Source organism: Campylobacter sp. RM15925, assembly GCF_012978775.1.
Lineage (GTDB): Bacteria > Campylobacterota > Campylobacteria > Campylobacterales > Campylobacteraceae > Campylobacter_A > Campylobacter_A canis.
Genome location: NZ_LIWP01000002.1, coordinates 121,475 through 142,008, shown reverse-complemented (window position 1 = coordinate 142,008; position 20,534 = coordinate 121,475). Strand labels below are relative to the sequence as shown.

Here is a 20,534-nt window from a genome sequence, read left to right as displayed (position 1 = left end):
TAAAAGTATGGATTATAAAGATACGCTCCTGCTTCCAAGCACGGAGTTTCCTATGCGCGGCAACCTGCCGCAAAATGAGCCTGAACGGCTGGAAAAATGGTATGGCGAGCGAGATATCTACTCCAAGATGAAAGCTAAACGCCAAAAGGCTAAAAAGAGTTTCAACCTTCACGACGGACCCCCTTACGCTAACGGAAATTTGCACATCGGACACGCGCTTAATAAAACACTCAAAGACATCATCACTAAGACTCACTATTTCTTTGGCGAAGAGATCCGATATACTCCGGGCTGGGATTGCCACGGCTTGCCGATAGAGCAACAGGTCGAAGTAAAGCTCGGCGAGAAGAAAAAGGAGATGAGCACAACTCAGATCAGAGAGTTTTGTAGAGAGCATGCAAGAGAGTTTATAGGGATCCAAAAAGAGGGATTTAAGCAGCTTGGCATAGTCGGCGACTGGGATGATCCTTATCTTACGATGAAATTTAAATTTGAGGCTGAAATTTACAAAACGCTTTGTAAGGTAGCTAAGCGCGGACTTTTGATAGAGCGAAGCAAGCCTGTTTATTGGAGTTGGGCGGCGAAATCGGCCCTTGCGGAGGCTGAGGTAGAGTATGAAGACAAAGAGGACTATAGCATCTACGTAGCCTTTAAACTAGGCGAAGAAGCGCTTAGAAAACTCGGCGTAAAAGAAGCGCGAGCGGTTATCTGGACTACGACTCCTTGGACGCTTCCTGCAAACCAAGCCATCAGCTTAAACCCAAATGAAATTTACGTAATCACAAGCGAAAATTTGATATTTGCCAAAGAGATGATCGAAGAACTTGTTAAAGAAGGGCTTACTAAAGGCGAGATCGTTAAGGAATTTAAAGCCGCAGAGCTTGAAAATCTACACGCGATAAATCCTCTAAACGACCGCGAGTCTAAATTTATCCTCGGCGAGCACGTTACTATGGACGGAGGAACGGGTCTTGTGCATACGGCTCCCGGACACGGCGAAGATGACTATCACATAAGCTTAAAATATGGCATAGAAGTTATCATGCCGGTAGATGAGGGCGGACTTTACGACTCTACACTTAGAGCCAAGAAGCTTTTTCGCGCAGATGTAATAGATGAGCTTGTCGGTATGCATATATTTAAGGCTAACGAGAGAATTTTAGAAATTTTAGGCAAAAGCCTGCTAAAGGTTAGTAAATTTACCCACTCTTATCCGTTTTGCTGGAGAACTCATAAGCCTGTTATTTATCGCGCCACAAAGCAGTGGTTTATCGCTATGGACGAGCCAAAGATAGACGGAAAAACTCTAAGAGAGGTTGCTTTAAGCGAGATAGAAAAGGTGAAATTTTATCCTGCAAGCGGCGCAAGAAGGATAGGGCTCATGGTTGCCAATCGCCCTGACTGGTGTATCTCTCGCCAAAGGGATTGGGGTGTGCCGATCGCGTTTTTTAGGGATAAAGAGACGAAAGAACCGATATTTGACGATGAGGTTTTGGAATTTGTAGCCAAAATTTTTGAAGAAAAGGGAGCTGACGCTTGGTGGGATATGGAAATTAAAGAGCTTCTAGCACCAAATTCCAAATATGACCCGCAAAATTTAGAAAAGGTAACCGACATCCTTGACGTGTGGTTTGATAGCGGTAGCACTTGGTCCGCGGTTTTAAAGAGTGGCGATTACGATGCGGGCGGTTATCAGGCGGATATGTACTTAGAAGGCAGCGACCAGCATAGAGGTTGGTTTCAAAGCTCGCTTCTTTTAAGCTGCGCAGCTGAAGGTCAAGCGCCTTATAAAAGCGTTTTAACTCACGGCTTTACCGTTGATGAAAACGGACAAAAGATGAGTAAGAGCAAGGGTAACGTCGTAGCACCTCAAGATGTCATCAAAACTTACGGAGTTGAAATTTTACGCCTTTGGGTTGCGCTGAGCGATTATTCAAGCGATTTAAAAATCAGCGACAATATCCTAAAACAAGTTAGCGAGCAGTACCGCAAGATAAGAAATACGATAAGATTTTTGCTTGCAAACGTAAATGACTTGCAGGATTTGCAAACCTCAAATTTCAATATCCTTGATAAATGGATACTAAGCCGTGCCAGAAGGGCTTTTAGTGAAGCTGAAGCGGCATTTAGAAATTATGATTTCTCAAAGGGCTTTAGCCTGCTTATGAATTTTTTAAGTGCGGATTTGAGCGGAATTTATCTTGATATCAGCAAAGACAGGCTGTATTGCGACGGTAGCGATGATGATCGCAGAAGATCAGCTCAAAGTGTTATGGCTATCATCACAAGAGCTCTTTTGCCGCTCATTGCGCCGACACTTACGTATACGGTCGATGAAGTTATGGACTATGCGCCTGAGATCATCAAAAACGGAGCCAAAGACGCATTTGATCTTGAGTATGCGCCGATTGAGTGGGAATTTGAAGTGGATGACGAGCTTTTGGTTCAAAGCAGAGAGAAATTCTTTGAGCTTATAGACGTACTTAAAAAAGATAAAAAGATAAAATCAACCCTTGAGTTAGTGCTTCAAACCAGCTCGAATTCTATCTTAAGCGAAGATTTGGACGAGATAACGGATTGGTATATGGTAAGCGAGATAGAGAGTCTTGACGGCAAGGACAGTCTGGCTGAATTTGAAGTCGGGCATGATAAATTTAAGCTTGTAATGTCAAGCAAATTTAAGTGTCCGAGGTGTTGGAAATTTACCGCTAAACATGACGGCGAAACTTGCCCAAGATGTGAAAGGGTGCTAAAAAATGCTCTCTGAGCCGATCAGCTTTAGCATCATCGTAATCACTATCGCTACTATTTTATGCATAGTCGGCATCGGGATAGTTTTAGTAAATAAATTTAAGGAAAACAGATGATAACTTTAAAAGAGGCTTTAAAGCTCTCAAAAGAGGAAATAAGATCACTAAGAAGCGAGCTTGAAGTAAAGATTGCGTCCGAGAAAAAGCTTGGAGCTTATGTGGAGCAGCTTGCGAATTTACCGATATCAAAGCTTGGAGAAGGCATTCCTATAGCGATCAAGGACAATATCCAAGTAAAAGACTGGAGCATAACATCATGCTCTAAAATCTTAGAAGGCTACGTAGCGCCTTACAACGCAACCGTCATAGAAAAGCTTTTAGAAGCGAATTTAGCGCCTTTTGGCAGGACCAATATGGACGAATTCGCGATGGGAAACACTACTGAGAGCTCGATATACGGCAAAACCTTAAATCCGCTAAATCACGCTTGCGTTGCAGGCGGAAGTAGCGGCGGCTCTGCGGCTGCGGTAGGCGGCGGTATAGCCATAGCTGCACTCGGTAGCGATACCGGCGGTAGCGTGCGTCAGCCTGCGGCATTTTGCGGATGTGTCGGCTTTAAACCGACTTATGGACGCGTAAGCAGATACGGTCTTGGCGCTTACTCAAGCAGTTTGGATCAAATTGGTCCTATAACTCAAAACGTAGAAGACGCAGCGATACTTTATGATATCATCGCTGGGCATGACGAAAAAGACAGCACAAGCGCAAATATCGAATATAAAAAAGTAAGCCAAAATTTAAACGGCGAGCGAAAGCTAACTATTTGCGTTATAGAAAACTACGTAAATGAAGCAAGCGAAGAGACAAAAAGAGAGCTTTTAAGAGCGATTGATATCTTAAAAACGGCAGGACACAAGATAGTTTATAAAAATTTGGAAAACTCAAAATGCGATATAGCGACATATTATATCATCGGAACCGCCGAAGCGAGCGCAAATTTAAGCAGATTTGACGGTATAAGATACGGCAGACGCGCAGAGGCTAAAAATTTAAAAGAACTTTACATTAATTCTCGCTCCGAGGGCTTTGGCGATGAGGTAAAAAGAAGAATTTTGCTAGGAACCTTTGTGCTTAGTAGCGGATATTACGACGCTTACTACATCAAGGCTCAAAAGGCTAGAGCATACACGAAAGCAAGATATGAGAAAATTTTAAGCGAATGCGATCTCATGCTAATGCCCGTATCGCCTACCGTGGCTCCAAAATTTGGAGAGCTTGCAGACCCGCTTAAAGCATACCTTGCAGACATTTATACCATTAGCGTAAATCTAGCAGGCCTTCCTGCGATATCAGTGCCTGTTGCAAAGACAAGTGACGGACTAAATGTCTCGGCTCAGCTTATAGGCAGGGCTTGGGACGAGCAGACACTACTTGACGGAGCGTATAGTTTAGAGAATTTGATAAAAGGATAAAAATGAAGATAGTTAAAAGAGCTTTAACCTTTGAAGATGTGCTTTTAGTCCCGCAATACTCTGAAATTTTGCCTAAAGAGGTGAGCGTAAAGACCGTTTTTAGCAAGAACATAAGCTTAAACATCCCGCTTATCTCAGCAGCTATGGATACGGTTACTGAACACAGGACGGCTATCATGATGGCGCGTCTTGGGGGTATCGGCGTCATACATAAAAACATGGACATAGCCTCGCAAGTGCGCGAAGTAAGACGGGTGAAAAAGAGCGAAAGCGGCGTTATCATCGATCCTATATCCATACGTCCTGACGCAACGGTCGGCGAAGCTTGGGCGCTGATGGCGGATCTTCATATCTCGGGCGTACCTGTGGTTGATGAAGCAAATAAACTTATAGGAATTTTAACCAATCGTGATCTTCGCTTTGAAACCGATCCGAAAGTACTTGTAAAAGAGCGTATGACAAAGGCTCCTTTGATAACCGCTCCAAAGGGTTGCACTCTTGATGAAGCGGAGAAAATTTTTCACTCAAATCGCGTAGAAAAGCTTCCGATAATCGACGAAAACGGACATTTAGAAGGACTTATAACTATAAAAGACCTTAAAAAACGTAAAGAGTATCCAAACGCCAACAAAGACAGCTACGGCAGACTCAGAGTGGCAGCAGCTATCGGAGTAGGGCAGATAGACCGTGCAAGAGCGCTTGTGGAAGCGGGAGTTGATGCGATAGTTATGGACTCGGCTCACGGACACACGAAAGGTATCATCGATACGCTTAAAGAGATAAAGGCGAATTTTAACGTCGATGTAGTCGTGGGAAATATCGCAAATCCTGCAGCCGTTAAAGACCTAGCGCAAGCGGGAGCTGACGGCATAAAGGTAGGAATTGGACCAGGATCGATTTGTACTACAAGGATCGTAGCAGGCGTGGGCGTGCCTCAAATTTCAGCCATTGACGACTGCGCAAACGAAGCTAAAAAATACGGCATTCCCGTTATCGCAGACGGCGGTATCAAGTATTCAGGCGATCTGGCCAAAGCGCTTGCCGCAGGTGCAAGCAGTATCATGGTGGGAAGCTTGCTTGCGGGTTGTGACGAGAGTCCGGGCGAGCTTATAACCTTCCAAGGACGCCAGTACAAAACCTACCGCGGCATGGGTTCAATAGGCGCGATGAGCAAGGGAAGCTCGGATAGATATTTTCAAGAAGGCACCGCTCAAGATAAACTTGTGCCCGAGGGTATCGAAGGTCGCGTTCCTTATGTAGGCAGTATCAAAGATGTAGTACATCAGCTACTTGGCGGATTAAGAAGCGCGATGGGATATTGCGGCTCAAAAGATATCTTAACGCTTCAAGAAAAGGCGGAATTTGTAGAAATTACGAGTGCCGGGCTTAAAGAAAGTCACGTTCATGACGTAGTTATAACGCATGAAGCGCCGAATTACAAAGTCAATTAGTGCTAAATTTAAAAACAGGCAAAGAGAAATTCGACGAGCCGCTCTACCTTGAGAGCGGTCGAATTCTCTCAAATTTCGAGCTTGTTTATGAAACCTACGGAAATTTAAATCAAAATAAAAGCAACGTCATTGTCATCTGCCACGCACTTACGGGCTCGCATCATGCGGCTGGATTTTATGAAAACGAGCAAAAGCCAGGTTGGTGGGATAGCTTCATAGGCGAGGGTAAGGCAGTTGATACAAATAAATTTTTTGTCATCTGCGTAAATATCTTGGGCTCAAATTTCGGCTCGACAAATCCGCTTAGCATAGAAAAAAGCACAGGCAGGCAGTATCGTTTGAGATTTCCCGTTTTAACGATAAGCGATGTGGTAAAAGCTCAAATGAAGCTCTTTGAAAGGCTTGGCATCAAGCAGGCTCACGCAGTTATCGGCGGAAGTCTTGGCGGTATGCAAGCGCTTTGTTTTGCGATAGAATTTCCAAATTTTGCAAAAAACGTAATAATCATGGCAAGCACCTACCAGACCAAGCCTTGGGCGATCGCGTTTAATAAAATCGCAATTGAGGGAATTTTACGCGATAGGGAGTTTAAAGACGGCGAATACGATCCTGTTGATATCGCAGAAAGTGGACTTGTAGGCATGGCACTTGGCAGGATGGCAGGACACATAAGCTTTTTAAGCCCTGAGTCGATGGACGTGAAATTTGGCAGAAACTATGTAGAAACCGACGGACTTTATGAGCTTACTGGACGCTTTCAAGTGGATAGATATATGGAGTATAACGGGCATAATTTCCCAAAGCGCTTTGATCCGTTAAGCTATCTTTATATCGTTAAGATGATGAATATCTTTGACTGCACGAGGCACTATGATAGCCTTAGTGACGCGCTTTCACAAATTCGCGCGAGACTCACTCTCATATCATTTAGTGGCGATATATTATTTCCGCCAAGTTGCATGAAGGAGATGGCTGATGAGATTGCCAAGCTTGAAAAGCCTTGCGAATGCGAGTATATCGAGATAGATAGCAGCTACGGACATGATGCGTTTTTGGTTGAAGTTGATAAATTTGAAAAATATGTAAAAAGGGTTTTGGATGCAAAATGATGAAAATTTAAAAGAAGATAGTTTTGAATCAAAGCTGATAAAAGCAAATGAAATTTTAGAGAAGTTAAGCAAGGATGATTTAAGCTTAGAGCAGAGCGTAAAGCTTCATAAAGAGGGCAAGAAGCTACTTGATGAGGCCGGGGAAATTTTACAAAATGCAAAACTTCAGATAAAAGAGATATCCAATGAGTAAAATTTGCGCCCTACAACTTCCCACTCAGCCTATCAGCGACTTAAGGCTTGATTATTATTTTAAGATGTGTGCAGATAGTGGCGCTAAGCTTGTCGTGCTCGGAGAATACGTGCTAAACAGCTTCTTTAAAGAGCTTGAAAGTATGCCAAAAAGCATCATAAAAGAACAAAGCGAGATCAAACGCGAGACATTGGCGAAATTCGCAAAGAGATACGATATCACGATCATCGCTCCTATCGTATTAAGCAGGGGCAAAGAGCTTATAAAAGCGGTCGGTAAATTTAGCCCGAATCAGACTAAATTTTTTAAACAGCAAATTTTGATGCCGTATTCTCACTGGAATGAAGCGAAATTTTTTACAAATTCTCAAAACGACTCCGACGATGATAAATTTGAGTTTTTGACATTTACTCACGAGAAGATAAAATTTGGCGTGATGTTTGGTTATGAAGCTCACTTTGATGCGTGTTGGGCGTATATGATGAAAAAGCGAGTTGATGTGGTGCTTATGCCGTCAGCTTGCACGTTTTTTAGTCGGGCTAGATGGGAGGAGCTCTTAAAAACTCGCGCATTTACGAATAATCTTTATATCTTGAGAGTTAATCGTGTCGGAAATCACAAATCAAACGACGAGCAGTGGAAATTCTACGGAGACAGCATGCTTATAAATCCGCTTGGCGATATCGAGGCAAGGCTTGGCAAAAACGAAGAGATGTTGCTTGTAGATGTAAGCAAAAAGGAAGTTACTAAAGCAAGAAGCATGTGGGAATTTGGCTGCATTATAAATAAAAGGAAATTTATATGAACTATTTTCATAGACAAATTCAGCTTTGGGGCGAGGAGACGCAAGCGAATTTGGCAAGCAAAAGCATAGCTATCATCGGCTCGGGCGGACTTGGAAGTTCGCTTGGATATGCTCTTAGTTCAAGCGGGATAGGCGAAATTCACATTGTCGATTTTGACGAAGTGAGCGTGCATAATATCCACCGCCAAATTCTTTTTGATATGGGAGATGAGGGCAAATTTAAGGCTGAAATTTTTAAGAGTCGCCTTGAGCGAAGATATGACGGCGTAAAGATAACGGTTCATGCTTGTAAATTTGATGAATTTGCGACCAAAGGGCTTAAATTTGATCTTATCATTGATGCTACCGATAATCTAAAAACAAGAGCGCAGATAAACGAATACGCAAAGAGCTTGGACGTGCCTTGGCTTTACGGCTCTGTTGAGAGCTTTCACGGACAGGTTTGTCTGTTTGATAAAGCTTCGCTAACTTCTGCCTTTGCGGTTTCAGACATCAAACCCGCAGGAATTGCCGCTCCTATAGTTATGTTTATAGCTAGCTTTCAGGCAAATTTGGCTCTTAGATATCTTGCGGGTTCAAGCGTACAAAAAGACCTGCTTTATTATCTTGATATGAGTAGCGGCGAGTTAAATTTGCGTAAATTTAAGCTTCCAAAATAAGACTTAAGGCAAGAAGCTAAAATGCAAAGCGAATTTGAGTGTAAATTTAGCGTCGGTGACAAGCTTTTAAAGCGGTATGTGCGCGTTATCACAAGAGGTCAAATCAGGCAAATTTTCTTTACTATCGTATTTGCGATATGCTCTATGATCTTACTTTTTTCGGTAAAAGATGAATTTGACAGGTTTGAAGTGGGAATTTTAAGCGCTGCGGTAACGATGATATTCCTTGGGATATTCATCATTTATCTAACGCCAAAGATGACGTTAAAAGCGATAAAGCAGGGTAGTGACGCGATTCATGATAAAAACAGATATGAAACGTGGCTTAAATTTAGCGATAAAATTTATATGAATGAAGGCGACTTTGCTCTTGCGCTTAAATATTCTCAAATTTTTAAAATTTATAGGCTAAAAGATGGTTTTGCACTTATGTTTGGCTCTAAACAGGCGATTTTAATCGATGTCAGTAAATTTAGCGAGCATGAGATGAGCGAGATAGAAAGTTTTCTCTTTAGCAAATTTGATAAATCTATCTTTGAATGAAAGCCTTAAAAAAGAGCGATGAAACCAAATGCAACTAAAAGCCGTTTTTGAATATATAAGCGAAAAATTTGGAGTTAAAAACGAAAAAGTTTTTGAAAACTATCCTGACCATGCTATTTTTCGCCATGAGAAAAATCAAAAATGGTTTTGCCTGCTCTTAAAAGTTAATTATAAAAAACTTGGTCTTGAAAAAGATGGCGAAACTTTTATCTTAAATTTAAAGTGCAGGCCTGATCTGGCAAGCCTATTAAGAGATGATGAGAGAATTTTTGCTGCTTATCATATGAACAAAAAGCACTGGATAAGCGTGAATTTAAGCAGCGATATCTTAGATGAGGTGGTCTTTGATCTGATTGATGAGAGTTATGAGCTAACCAAATCAAAAAGATAAACCAATATCTCTAAGCTCCTTTTGGATATAATCAAATTTAAAATTTAATTTAAGGTCAAATTTGAGAAAAGTTCATTTTATCGGTATAGGCGGTATCGGCATATCGGCTATCGCGAGGTTTTTAAACGAAAAGGGCTACATCATAAGCGGTAGCGACATCAAAGAAAGCGTTACGACAAAAGAGCTCGTAAAGCAAGGCATAAATGTCATAACGCCTCACTGCAAAGAGGCGATAACGGATCAGGATTTTGTTATTTATTCAGCCGCGATCAAAGAGGATAACATAGAGCTGATCGAAGCTAAAAGACGCGGCATAAAGTGTCTTTCACGCAAAGAAGCCTTGCCCATAGTGCTTGAGGGCAAGCGTGTATTTGCAGTTGCGGGAGCGCATGGTAAGAGCACCACTTCGGCGATGCTTGCAAGCCTTGTCGAGGGTTCTGTCATCATAGGCGCCATCTCAAAGCAGTTTAATTCAAACATGAAATACAACACTCATGAAAACGTCATCTTTGAAGCCGATGAGAGCGACTCAAGCTTCCTTAACTCAAACCCGTATTTGGCCATCGTAACCAATGCGGAGCCCGAGCATATGGAGCACTACGAATACGATATGCAGAAATTTCACGCAGCTTACAGGGGATTTTTAGAGCGAGCTAAAATTCGAGTGATAAACGCCGAAGATGAGTTTTTAAGCACGCTTAAGTTTGATGCTATCAGACTAAATCCAAGCGTTGATATTACCGATATGACCATGGTAGTAAGGGATTTTGTGCCATATACTACCTTTAATCTTAAAAATTTGGGCAAATTTGAAGTGCTTGGCATGGGCGAGCATATCGCAATAGACGCTAGTCTTGCGATATTGGCTGCGATTAATGAAGTCTCTTTAAGCTCAATTCGTGAAAATTTGATGAATTTTAAAGGTATAAAAAAACGCTTTGATATACTTACGGCAACTAAGAAATTCGTGCTTATAGATGACTACGCTCATCATCCCACCGAGATAAAAGCGACGCTCAAATCGGTCTTTGAATACGCAAAGCTGCTTGGAATTTCAAAGATAACGGCGATATTTCAGCCTCACCGATATACTCGCTTGAGTGCAAATTTGCAAGGGTTTAAAGAGTGCTTTAAAGGCATTGACGAGCTTGTGATACTGCCCGTTTATGCGGCGGGCGAAGAGCCTATAGAGATAGATATGAAAGAGGAATTTAAAGAGTATAATCCGATAATGACCACTCACGTTAGCAGAGATGATGATAGTATTGTGTTTTTTGATGAATTCGGAGTTAAGAATTTGCTTGATGACGGACTTGTGATAGGATTTGGCGCAGGCGACATCACATATCAATTAAGGGGAAAATAATGAGGTTTATACTTGTTTTAGTAGTTATTTTAGTGGCTATTTTGCTCTTTAGTATAAGCGATGAGAAGATCAGCAAAAAGGCTAAAATTTTAATAATCTCTTTTGTCGTGGTTGTAGGAGGTTTGGCTTATGTTTATGAGAGTGCTTTTGAAGATAGTCAGGCTAAAACCCGCGAGCTTTTAAGCGCGTTTAATCAAGGTAAAATATTAAAATGCGGGGAGATGGAAGTAAGCAATAAAAAATTTAACTACGAATTTGGCACCGCCTCTTTTGTCGCAAAGCGGGAATTTAAAGAGCTTAGCAGCGTCATAATAGAGATAAAAAGTTGCGAGGCGAAGTAGGTGGATAGACTGCTTCATACTCTTGATCTGACCGAGTATATCGCTAAATTCGGCTCGTTTTTAGCTCGCGAAAAACCGCTTTTTATGCAAGGAGATAGCAGGCTTCACTATGAAAAAATTTTAGAGCTTTCAAATGTGGAATTTAAAGAGCCTGGCGAGGTTGCGAATTTAGATGACGCTCTCATTAGGCTAAACAAACAAGCCGTGCTTCATATCAGCGAAATTTATGAATTTGCTAAGATTATAAACTATTTTTCGTATCTTAAATCGCTTAAATTTGAAAGACGTCTTGGCGAGTGGCTGGATAAGATAGAAATTCCTTCGGCTATTTTAAAAATCGCAAATTCCTTTGATAAAGACGGTGAGCTAAAAGATGAGGTCGATGAGAGGCTTGCGGGCATAAAATCGGCTTTTGCTATGAAAAAGTCTCAGATTGACGCTGATTTAAAGCGACTTATCTACTCAAAATCAATAACGCCTTATCTTGTGGATACTCAGGTTCATTATGTCAATGCCCAAGAAGCTTTGCTGGTGCGCGGAGGGTTTAATCACGTACTAAAAGGCACGGTCGTCGCAAGAAGTTCGGGCGGATACTTTTACGTAATGCCTGCAAACATAGAAAAGCTTAAAAAAGAGCAAAGCGAGCTTTTGGATAAAAAAGAGCTGATAGTATATGAGCACTGCAAGCTGATGAGTGGCGTTATGCACAAAAATTTGCTATTTTTGAAATTTATAAATTCGGCTTTTGATATATTTGACGCTTATAGCGCGCGGGTGCTTATGGCTAAGAGTATGGATTATGAATTTGTGCTAAGTGATAGCTCGTCAAATATCGTTATTAAAAATTTCGCTCATCCCGCCCTTAAAAACCCAAAGAGTGTTAGCGTGGATTTTCGTAAAAAAGTGCTTTTGATAACGGGTGTAAATGCGGGCGGCAAGTCAATGCTTTTAAAATCAATAATTTCCGCGGCGTTTTTAGCAAAGTATCTTTTGCCTATAAGGATAGATGCTGAAAATTCGCACATCGGAAGCTTTAAGGAGTTTGATACCATCATCGAAGATCCGCAAAATGTAAAAAACGATATCTCTACTTTTGCAGGGCGCATGCTTCACTTCTCAAGGCTTTTTAACAAGAAAAATTTGCTCATCGGAATTGATGAGATAGAGCTTGGAACGGACTTTGAAGAGGCTGCTAGTCTATATAGCGTGATGATTGAAAGGCTTATAGCAAACGATATCAAGATGATCATCACTACTCACCATAAGCGTCTTGCTATGCTGCTTGCTAAAAATAGCGAGGTTGAGCTCATAGCAGCCCTTTATGACGAGGAGAATTCTCGTCCGAAATTTGAGTTTTTAAAAGGAACTATCGGCAAATCTTATGCTTTTGAAACTGCCGCAAGATACGGCATATCTCAAAATTTAGTTAGCGAAGCGAAGAAAATTTACGGTGAAGATAAAGAAAATCTAAACGAGATGATAAGCAAGACTTTAAATTTGGAAGTTGAGCTAAAAGAGCGTCTTGAAAGCACGGTAAAAAAAGAGCAAAAGCTTGACTTGCTCATTGAGAGCTTAAAAGAGCAAAAAGAGCAAAACGAAATAAGAGAGCAAGAGACTATAAATAGGCTTGAAAGAGAGTATTTTAAGGCGATAAACGAGGCTAAAAGAGCTATAAATTTAGACGATACCAAAGAAAAACAGCGTGCTTTAAATAGTGCCAATGAGGCTAAAAAAGCTATCGTAAAGCCTGAAATTTCAACTCAAATTGAGCTAAAAATCGGCGATAACGTAAAATATAATAAGATAAAAGGCGTCGTGGTAGGACTTAGTAAAAATGACGCTACTATACAAACCGACGGCGTTAAGCTTAGAGTGCCTATCAAGATGCTTAAAAAAAGCGGCAATCCGCCTCCAAGTGCTCCAAAATCAGGCGTAAATTTAAAGGTTCAAAAACCAAAAACGGCTAGCGTTACTCTTGATCTGCACGGACTTAGAGCAGACGAGGCGATAGAAAAGCTTGATAAATTTATCTCCGATAGCCTGATAATGGGCTTTGATGAGGTTAGCGTCTTTCATGGGATCGGCACCGGTAAGCTTGCATTTGCGGTTAGGAATTTTTTAAAGACTCATCCTAGCGTAAAGGAATTCTTTGATGCGCCGCCAAATCAAGGTGGATTTGGAGCCAAGATAATAAGACTCTAGACTCGCTTTATGTGATTTGTTTTGTTGCGCTGAGGATGGTATCGGCTTGTCAAATTTGCTTTTATGTATGAGTTAAAGTCTTTTTGGGCAAATTTTATGGAGAGTATTGTAGTGATGATGAGATTTTTGACCATCGGTTGTTTGTTGCGACTATCTGCAAGGGTGGCGACATTAAATACATTTGTGAAAATTATATGATCGGCATAGTTATATGAGTATCTTTTTGCAAGGGCTTTTGCTTGGATTTTCAGCGGCCATACCGCTTGGACCTATTAATATAATGATAATGACCGCTGCGCTTAGTTCGTTTTTAAGAGCGTTTGCTATCGGTCTTGGAGCGATGAGTGCGGATGTGCTTTATCTGCTTTTGCTTAGTTTTGGAGTGTTGGAGTATCTGCAAAACGAACTTATCTTAAAGGCGATCGGAATTTTTGGAATTTGTTATCTGCTTTTTATCTCTTGGCTTATTTTTAAGGGGGCAAATAGCCAAATCAAGCTTGAAAAAACGCTAGATAAAGATAAAACACAATTTGCTAAAAATTATTTTAAGGGATTATTTGCAACTCTTAGCAACCCTTATACAATAGGATTTTGGCTAAGCGTGGCTACTCTTGCAAGTAGCTTTGCAGGATACGCATGGGTTATGGTGGCAGGATTAATTACGGCTATCGGGCTTTGGATAACTCTTATGCCTTTAGCTATTTTTAAGAGTTCTAAGCTAATTTCGCATAGAGTTATAAAGTATATGTCTTATAGTTGTGCAGTTATTTTGATAGGCTTTGCAATAAGTCTTTTTTATAATATATTTTTTAATTTAAATATTTAATATTTTATTAATAGCTTTTTTAATCAAATTGTGATATTATAAAAGATTAATATAACTTGGTGTTAATAAAAGGTTAATAGGTCGGATGCAAAATATTGATTTTAAAAAATCTACAACGCAATTTATAATTTTGCCTGTAGTCATACTTATCATATGTTCTTTGATGCTTGTATCCTATATATTTTATACCAAATACAAAACCTCCGTAAGCAGTATGTCAAACATAACTATCGACGCCAAAGTAAAATCTCACATGAATGCCGTCGAGCTTTTGTATAATACTATTGCCGAACAAGATATAGCAACTTTTCAAAACTATGCAGAGCAGACAAAAGCCCTATCTTCTTGGGTTCTTAAAGAGATGGAAGATGAAAGAGAGCTTATAGTTTTGGCAAGTTCTAGGTATCCTGAGCTTATAGGAGAGCCTTTGCCCGTTGAAATTTGCGGTATAGATAAGATTAAATACCAAGAATTTATAAGCGAAGGCTATTATAAAGAGATAAAATTACTTCCTGATAATAAAGCTAAAATTTGCTATTTTAAAAAATACGATGATGTTATAATCGGATATAACATGATGGATAACATCAGAATTTCAGGTATTCACGACAGCTATTTTAGCGAATGGTTTTTTGCGAATATGAAAAATACCATCATAGTAACTACTTTTATGATGGTCATCGGGCTTTTTCAGTATTTTTTATTTTACAAGCGGCTTAAAACAAATCAGGTTGTATTAACTACCGTAAATGCGGAGCTGGTTTCTAAAAATAACGAGATAGAAAAGCGACTTTATTTTGACCCGCTTACGGGGCTTCCTAATCGAACGTCTTTGCAAAAAGATATAGATGATATGAGAAAGCCAAAAATAGTCATTATGGACATCGATGATTTTAGAAAGATGAATAACTATTTCGGTATGAGAATTTGTAATCAAATTTTGCTATATCTTACCGATTTAGTTAAAAAAATCGCCCAAAAAGAGAGTATGAAGGTTTATAGAATCGGTGCAGATCAATTCGCTTTCGTTGAAGACGGAGATTTTTTTATAGATCGCTACGAGGATTTTGCGATCGATCTTTTAGAAAGCCTTAAAGGTCTTATAATAGACGTCGAGCGCGGAGTTGATGACAAGCAAGATCTCATAGAGGTTCATTGCACTATCGGTTTTTGTCTGGATGATACGCATACTCTTAGAAAAGCTATAGTTGCGCTTGAATTCGCAAAAAGAAGCGGCAAGGATTATTTTTGTTATTTTAAGAGTATCGATGATACGGTTCAGTACGTAGAGCAGATTAAGCGCTCGAATTTGATTAGAGACGCTATTGTAAACGATAAGATAATTCCTTATTATCAGCCGATATTTAATGCGCAAAAAAAGGTTATGAAATATGAAACTCTAATGCGTATTCAAAATAGTCGCGAAGTAGTTTCTCCTCATATATTTTTGGAGGTTTCAAAGCGTATAAAAAGATATGTCGATATCGAAAAGATGTTGATGGAAAAGAGCTTTAAGCTGCTTCACGAAACTCCTGACGCGATCATTTCTATAAATTTATCCGGTAGAGATATGACTGACGGCGATATGAGCGTATTTATCATAGACAGGATAAACAGATATAAGGTCGCAAATCGTGTGGTGTTTGAGATTTTGGAAGATGAAAATGTCGAAAACGTTGAGCGGGTTAGTAAATTTATAGAGCGCGTTAAGCGAATGGGTGCAAAGATTGCGATTGATGACTTTGGTTCGGGATATAGCAACTTCTCTTATATATTAAAACTTAAGCCGGACTATATCAAAATAGACGGTTCAATCATTAAAAATATCGATACGGATGATGATTCGCGCTCAGTCGCAAGTGCGATAATCGCTTTTGCCAAGAGATTAAATATTACGGTAATCGCCGAATTTGTTCATTCAAAAAGCGTATTTGAAACCTGCGTGGCTCTTGGTATAGATGAATTTCAAGGCTTTTATCTAGGCGAGCCTTCTCATACTCTACTTTAAATTTATATTTAGACGGAAATACTATGCAAGTTATTGAGTTTTTTAAAGAAATTTTGAAATTCAGATCCATTACTCCGGATGATGACGGATTGCTTGAATTTATCAAGGATTATTGCGATGAATTTAAACCCACATTCGTTAATAAAAACGGAGTTAAAAATTTAATGCTTACTAAGAAATTTGGCAGTGGAGCACATCTTGCATTTGCGGGTCATGTAGATGTTGTGCCTGCTGGAGAGAATTGGAGTAGCGAGCCTTTTGATCCTGTTCAAAAGGATGGATTTATATACGCTCGAGGGGCTCAAGATATGAAAAGCGGAGTCGCGGCATTTGTTTGTGCTTGCAAGCAAATTTGCTCTGAAATAAGTTTGGGTAAGGTTAAATTTGACGGCACCTTATCTATGATACTGACAAGCGATGAAGAGGGTGATGCTATATACGGCACGCTTGAAGCTTTAAAATTTATGAAAGAAAATGAAAGTTTGCCCGAATTTGCAGTAGTAGCCGAACCTACTTGCGATAAAATTTTTGGAGATACCATTAAGGTGGGCAGGCGCGGCTCCATAAACGCAACTCTTGTTATAAACGGAATTCAAGGACACGCGGCATATCCAGACAAATGCGTAAATCCAACTCATCAGCTTGCAAGCGTTTTTCATAAATTTGCAGGATTTGACCTTGATGAAGGAGGGGATTTTTTTGACGCCAGCAAGATCGTAATAACCGACATCAGAGGCGGAATGCAGGTATGTAACGTAACTCCAAGTAGCGTAAAAGTGATGTTTAATATAAGAAATTCGACTAAAACGGATGTAACGCGCGTGCAAGATTATGTTAAAGAGCTTTTTGGAGAGTTTGACTACAGTCTTGATATCAAGCAGAGCTCAAAACCGTTTTTAACAGATAGCAATAGCGCTGTCGTAAAAGCTCTACAAAATTCCGTAACTAATATCACTGGTGTCGTGCCTGATCTTAATACAAAAGGCGGAACAAGCGACGCTAGATACTTGGCCGAATTTGGAGTTAAAGTAGTTGAATTTGGCGTTATAAACGATAGAATTCACGCTGTAGACGAGAGGGTTTGCGTGGATGAAGTAGAAAAGCTCTATGAAATTTTTTGTGATTTTATAAGAAGTTTTAACGCTAAAATTTAAATCTACACTCTTAAATTAACTTAAATTTATAAGAAAACTTTCGATTTTTACAACACTTAAATTTGAGTTTTTATCTTCTCGTAAAGCGATATTATCTCGTCTTTTTTGATAATAAAGCTATTTTTATTGGCTATCAGATGTGCAGATGAGTGCATGATGGTTTCTGCCACTTTTAACCCGTTTTTCTTCATTGTGGCGCCTGTTTCAACCACATCGACGATAACGTCGCTAAGCCCAACAAGCGGAGCTAGCTCTATAGAGCCGTATAGTTTGATGATTTTTAGAGGTGTCGCTTTGGCTGAAAAGTAGTTGCGAGAGATGTTTGCCATCTTAGTTGCGACTTTAAGTTCAGAGACGTTATAATCAAGTTCTTCGCCCTCTTTAACTCCTACGCAAACGCGACATTTGCCAATTTTTAAATCAAGCAGTCTTAATACATCAGGTTTGTGCTCTTCAAGCACGTCAAGTCCTACTACGCCGATATCGGCGGCTCCGTTCATGACATAAACGGGGATATCTTGGTTGCGAACCATTAAAAATTTAAAATCCCCCTCTTGCATGATGAGCTTTCTATCCTCAAACAAAAACGGAGTTTTGAAAATTTTTCTAAAAATTTCAAGAGTCTCTTCGGCGATTCTGCCTTTTGGCAGTGCAACTGTCAGCATAAAATTTCCTTTTTTTCTTCAATTAACGCCTGCATACCTCGAAAAATCAATCTCTTGTCATAAATACTGTTTTTAAAAAATCTAGATAAAAATTCTCCGTCTCCACCCGTAAAATAAATTTTAGAGTTATTTGAGATATTTTCTATGAGAAGGACGATAGGCTTGATTACTCCGTAGCTTACGGCATCCGATGTCTTTTGGGGTAAAGCTTCAAGATCTATCTGTGAATTTAGCGATACCTTAAGTCGTTCGGATATGTTTTCATAGGTTTTTAGGCTTTGAGATATTCCGGGCAGGATACACCCTCCAAGATGCATTTTGTTTTGCATTATATCTATCGTTATAGCACTTCCCGCATCAATAACCACTCCGTTATCGATACTGTAGCAATTTACTATGCGATCGATTCCAAGTCCGTTATATATAGTGTCAATCTCAAAAAACGGCTCTAAATTTACGAAATTTTCATCATTTTCAAGCTTGGATTTAAGAGAGTCGTTCACGCTTATGTAGTATATTTTTTCACTACTTTTAAAATTTTTAAAGCTTTGGATATCGATCTTTGAAATTTTACCCTCTTTAAAAAAGGTGGCGTTTGTATTGCCGATATCACACAGCGTCATATTTCCATCCTGATTCTTTTATCAAATTTTGTGTTTTCGAGCAAATTTGCGAGCTGTAAAAGATAACTCTTTTTTTAATTTTCAAGCCAAGCTTTTCTTCTATTTTTCGGCAAATTTCAATAATGTTTTCAAATTCTTTTTTTAAAAATCTACTTTTAGCTTCTCTTATGAAAACTATAGTATAAAATCCCTTTGTGTCAATACCTATAGCCGATTTGAGAGTTTTTTTCTTGCTAAATTCGCTTAAATCAATCTGTTTTAGATCTTTTAAAACAAGATTATGAGCCTCAAAAATTTTATAAATTTCAGAGCTCATTTTAATTTAGCTTCAGGTAGTAGTTATCGTAATAAAAATCCTTAAATCCGACAAAACTCTTATCTTTTATCTCATCATTTAGCTCAAAAATTTGCGCATCGCTTAAATCCAGTCTGGTTTTTATAAGGTAGCCTTTTTTCTCGATGATATAAAGATGATCGCTAAATGCTACTGCATTTGAAAAGATAGCGAATTTGAAATTTACGGAATTTAGCTTTTGTAGATTAAGATCGGTTAGCGTTACCGTGCCGTCTTTTTCAAAGATATAAATTTTATCTTTATTTGAAATGACATTTTTTATTTCGCCGTTATAATAAAGCGTTTTTTCCGGACTTATCGACACGATTCTTTTGCCTGTTGATGCAAGCATGGTGTCATTTACCACGTCTAAAAATATTATGTTGTTAAAAAATTGCTCGCTACTTACAACAACATCTCTTAAAATTCTTCCGTTAGTTTTATCAACTATCATAATCTTTCCATCAAGCGTCGGAAATATAACAAGAGAGCTTAAAAAATAAGGTGACGCGGTGCGAGAATCTTGTGCATATACGTCTGATGATTCAAATTCAAGCAGGATCGAATCGGTTGCAATATTTACAAGATATATCGTATTTGAAGCGCTTAGCAGCGCAAGTCTATTGTCTTCAAGTGACGCAGATACGATGGCTTCGTTAAATTTTCTTTCGTATAATGCCTGTCCGTATTGGTCTGTGATGATTAAATTTCCATCAAGCGTTGAGGTTATAAATTTGTCTTTTTGGACATTTAAGAGCGTCGTGCCTTTTGGAAATTTTACATTTTCCAGTAAGCCGTGTTTTGTGATGACCATTCCGTTTTCAAGAACTGCCGCATTTAGGCTTGTTGAAGCGATATTATCAGGTAGTTTATACTCAAAATCAGCTTTTGAATTTACGTTTTCAGGCTCAAAATACTGCCTTTTGGTTCCGCATCCGCTAAGCAAAATCGATGCAAAAATAACGGCTAAAAATATATGAAATTTTTTCATTTGACGCTTCCTTGGTAATGTTCAAGATTTTTTACTATCGGTTGAAGCTGTGAATTGAGAGGAATTTTCTTAAATTCTATCTTTGCTTCTTCTATTTTATTGTCTTTTATAAGCTCGTAACCCTTTAAAACCGTTTTGTAGTTGCTTAAAATTTGTCCGCTTTGTTCGTTTGTTTGGGATTTGATTATCTCTTTTAAGATAGGATCAATAGGCTCGTTTATAAGCGAATTTAAAGTGGCGGTATCGTTATTTTCAAGCGATCTTTTAAACTCGTAAAGAGCATAAAGAGATATATCCTTTTCTTTTAAGGTAGCTTTTGCTTTAGAGTCGCCCGGATTTGTTATAAGTGTAGCATAAGCTTCGTTTGCTGCTTTAAAATTCTTCTCTTTTATAAAGTTATTGACGTAATAAGCACTAATCATTAATATTGCCAACACTAAAGTAACTATGAGAGGTTTTTTGTATTTCTTGATAAATCTTTCGCTTTTTATTATGTTTTCTAAAAATTGTTCCTGTGTATTTAACTCTTCTTTTATGGATTTTAAATCTTCTTTTATAGCCAATGTTTTTCCTTAAATTGTTGTAGTTAAAAGATTGTAATTGTAGCATAATAAATCTGAAACATCACAAAGGTTAAAGCTAAAATGTGAT

At 39.1% G+C, this 20,534-nt stretch carries 20 protein-coding genes; 15 read left to right on the top strand and 5 right to left on the bottom strand.

What is annotated here, in order from left to right; all coding sequences use genetic code 11:
- Positions 1–7: 7 nt before the first annotated feature.
- From ileS to dapE, 15 genes are all read left to right on the top strand, one after another.
- Complete coding sequence (ileS, locus tag CDOM15925_RS02040) at positions 8–2,767, top strand: isoleucine--tRNA ligase (RefSeq protein ID WP_169940579.1); 2,760 nt, start codon at positions 8–10, stop codon at positions 2,765–2,767.
- Positions 2,768–2,863: 96 nt separating this feature from the next.
- Positions 2,864–4,222 (top strand): Asp-tRNA(Asn)/Glu-tRNA(Gln) amidotransferase subunit GatA, encoded by a 1,359-nt coding sequence (gene gatA / locus CDOM15925_RS02035; RefSeq protein ID WP_169940577.1) that lies wholly within the window; start codon positions 2,864–2,866, stop codon positions 4,220–4,222.
- Between the two features lie 2 nt (positions 4,223–4,224).
- Positions 4,225–5,673, top strand: a complete 1,449-nt coding sequence (guaB, locus tag CDOM15925_RS02030) for an IMP dehydrogenase (protein ID WP_169940575.1) — start codon at positions 4,225–4,227, stop codon at positions 5,671–5,673.
- The gene (gene metX / locus CDOM15925_RS02025; protein WP_169940573.1) at positions 5,673–6,782 is read left to right on the top strand and encodes a homoserine O-acetyltransferase MetX; all 1,110 of its coding nucleotides are present in this window, start codon (positions 5,673–5,675) and stop codon (positions 6,780–6,782) included. Before guaB ends, metX begins: the two co-directional genes overlap by 1 nt.
- Positions 6,772–6,975 (top strand): exodeoxyribonuclease VII small subunit, encoded by a 204-nt coding sequence (xseB, locus tag CDOM15925_RS02020; RefSeq protein ID WP_169940571.1) that lies wholly within the window; start codon positions 6,772–6,774, stop codon positions 6,973–6,975. The genes metX and xseB overlap by 11 nt, the downstream gene beginning before the upstream one ends.
- Positions 6,968–7,780, top strand: coding sequence for a carbon-nitrogen hydrolase family protein (locus CDOM15925_RS02015; RefSeq protein WP_169940569.1), 813 nt, complete (start codon positions 6,968–6,970; stop codon positions 7,778–7,780). The genes xseB and CDOM15925_RS02015 overlap by 8 nt, the downstream gene beginning before the upstream one ends.
- Positions 7,777–8,439, top strand: a complete 663-nt coding sequence (locus CDOM15925_RS02010) for a HesA/MoeB/ThiF family protein (RefSeq protein ID WP_169940568.1) — start codon at positions 7,777–7,779, stop codon at positions 8,437–8,439. Before CDOM15925_RS02015 ends, CDOM15925_RS02010 begins: the two co-directional genes overlap by 4 nt.
- A 21-nt stretch (positions 8,440–8,460) precedes the next feature.
- Entirely contained in the window at positions 8,461–8,982 is a 522-nt protein-coding gene (locus tag CDOM15925_RS02005) for a YcxB family protein (protein ID WP_169940565.1), read from the top strand.
- A gap of 28 nt (positions 8,983–9,010) precedes the next feature.
- A complete protein-coding gene (locus tag CDOM15925_RS02000; protein WP_169940563.1) occupies positions 9,011–9,373 on the top strand; it encodes an MmcQ/YjbR family DNA-binding protein in 363 nt (120 codons plus the stop codon).
- A 61-nt stretch (positions 9,374–9,434) separates the two neighbouring features.
- Positions 9,435–10,739: a UDP-N-acetylmuramate--L-alanine ligase gene (murC, locus tag CDOM15925_RS01995; RefSeq protein ID WP_169940561.1), complete on the top strand. Its 1,305-nt coding sequence runs from the start codon at positions 9,435–9,437 to the stop codon at positions 10,737–10,739.
- Complete coding sequence (locus tag CDOM15925_RS01990; RefSeq protein ID WP_169940559.1) at positions 10,739–11,080, top strand: hypothetical protein; 342 nt, start codon at positions 10,739–10,741, stop codon at positions 11,078–11,080. The genes murC and CDOM15925_RS01990 overlap by 1 nt, the downstream gene beginning before the upstream one ends.
- The gene (locus CDOM15925_RS01985) at positions 11,081–13,282 is read left to right on the top strand and encodes an endonuclease MutS2 (protein ID WP_169940557.1); all 2,202 of its coding nucleotides are present in this window, start codon (positions 11,081–11,083) and stop codon (positions 13,280–13,282) included. It begins immediately after the preceding gene.
- A gap of 211 nt (positions 13,283–13,493) precedes the next feature.
- Entirely contained in the window at positions 13,494–14,108 is a 615-nt protein-coding gene (locus CDOM15925_RS01980; protein WP_169940555.1) for a LysE family translocator, read from the top strand.
- Positions 14,109–14,193: 85 nt separating this feature from the next.
- Positions 14,194–16,116, top strand: a complete 1,923-nt coding sequence (locus tag CDOM15925_RS01975) for an EAL domain-containing protein (RefSeq protein WP_169940553.1) — start codon at positions 14,194–14,196, stop codon at positions 16,114–16,116.
- 23 nt (positions 16,117–16,139) lie between these two features.
- Entirely contained in the window at positions 16,140–17,270 is a 1,131-nt protein-coding gene (dapE, locus tag CDOM15925_RS01970; protein WP_169940551.1) for a succinyl-diaminopimelate desuccinylase, read from the top strand.
- Between the two features lie 56 nt (positions 17,271–17,326).
- Here the strand turns inward: dapE and hisG are convergent, their stop codons facing one another.
- The 5 genes from hisG to CDOM15925_RS01945 are packed head-to-tail and all read right to left on the bottom strand — an operon-like array spanning position 17,327 to position 20,446.
- On the bottom strand, positions 17,327–17,935 hold the full coding sequence (gene hisG, locus CDOM15925_RS01965; RefSeq protein ID WP_169940549.1) for an ATP phosphoribosyltransferase: 609 nt from the start codon (positions 17,933–17,935) through the stop codon (positions 17,327–17,329).
- Complete coding sequence (locus tag CDOM15925_RS01960; RefSeq protein ID WP_169940547.1) at positions 17,929–18,558, bottom strand: type III pantothenate kinase; 630 nt, start codon at positions 18,556–18,558, stop codon at positions 17,929–17,931. Before CDOM15925_RS01960 ends, hisG begins: the two co-directional genes overlap by 7 nt.
- A complete protein-coding gene (locus CDOM15925_RS01955; protein WP_169940545.1) occupies positions 18,545–18,874 on the bottom strand; it encodes a hypothetical protein in 330 nt (109 codons plus the stop codon). The genes CDOM15925_RS01960 and CDOM15925_RS01955 overlap by 14 nt, the downstream gene beginning before the upstream one ends.
- A gap of 1 nt (position 18,875) precedes the next feature.
- On the bottom strand, positions 18,876–19,883 hold the full coding sequence (locus CDOM15925_RS01950; RefSeq protein ID WP_169940543.1) for a PQQ-binding-like beta-propeller repeat protein: 1,008 nt from the start codon (positions 19,881–19,883) through the stop codon (positions 18,876–18,878).
- Positions 19,880–20,446 (bottom strand): YfgM family protein, encoded by a 567-nt coding sequence (locus CDOM15925_RS01945; protein ID WP_169940541.1) that lies wholly within the window; start codon positions 20,444–20,446, stop codon positions 19,880–19,882. Before CDOM15925_RS01945 ends, CDOM15925_RS01950 begins: the two co-directional genes overlap by 4 nt.
- Positions 20,447–20,534 lie beyond the last annotated feature (88 nt).

Coding starts and splice junctions, on each gene's coding strand:
- CDOM15925_RS01980 (WP_169940555.1), top strand. CDS start 13,494: ATGAGTATCTTTTTGCAAGGGCTTTTGCTTGGATTTTCAGCGGCCATA.
- ileS (WP_169940579.1), top strand. CDS start 8: ATGGATTATAAAGATACGCTCCTGCTTCCAAGCACGGAGTTTCCTATG.
- gatA (WP_169940577.1), top strand. CDS start 2,864: ATGATAACTTTAAAAGAGGCTTTAAAGCTCTCAAAAGAGGAAATAAGA.
- dapE (WP_169940551.1), top strand. CDS start 16,140: ATGCAAGTTATTGAGTTTTTTAAAGAAATTTTGAAATTCAGATCCATT.
- CDOM15925_RS01975 (WP_169940553.1), top strand. CDS start 14,194: ATGCAAAATATTGATTTTAAAAAATCTACAACGCAATTTATAATTTTG.
- CDOM15925_RS02005 (WP_169940565.1), top strand. CDS start 8,461: ATGCAAAGCGAATTTGAGTGTAAATTTAGCGTCGGTGACAAGCTTTTA.
- CDOM15925_RS01960 (WP_169940547.1), bottom strand. CDS start 18,558: ATGACGCTGTGTGATATCGGCAATACAAACGCCACCTTTTTTAAAGAG.
- guaB (WP_169940575.1), top strand. CDS start 4,225: ATGAAGATAGTTAAAAGAGCTTTAACCTTTGAAGATGTGCTTTTAGTC.
- CDOM15925_RS02010 (WP_169940568.1), top strand. CDS start 7,777: ATGAACTATTTTCATAGACAAATTCAGCTTTGGGGCGAGGAGACGCAA.
- hisG (WP_169940549.1), bottom strand. CDS start 17,935: ATGCTGACAGTTGCACTGCCAAAAGGCAGAATCGCCGAAGAGACTCTT.
- CDOM15925_RS01990 (WP_169940559.1), top strand. CDS start 10,739: ATGAGGTTTATACTTGTTTTAGTAGTTATTTTAGTGGCTATTTTGCTC.
- CDOM15925_RS02015 (WP_169940569.1), top strand. CDS start 6,968: ATGAGTAAAATTTGCGCCCTACAACTTCCCACTCAGCCTATCAGCGAC.
- CDOM15925_RS01950 (WP_169940543.1), bottom strand. CDS start 19,883: ATGAAAAAATTTCATATATTTTTAGCCGTTATTTTTGCATCGATTTTG.
- CDOM15925_RS02000 (WP_169940563.1), top strand. CDS start 9,011: ATGCAACTAAAAGCCGTTTTTGAATATATAAGCGAAAAATTTGGAGTT.
- xseB (WP_169940571.1), top strand. CDS start 6,772: ATGCAAAATGATGAAAATTTAAAAGAAGATAGTTTTGAATCAAAGCTG.
- CDOM15925_RS01955 (WP_169940545.1), bottom strand. CDS start 18,874: ATGAGCTCTGAAATTTATAAAATTTTTGAGGCTCATAATCTTGTTTTA.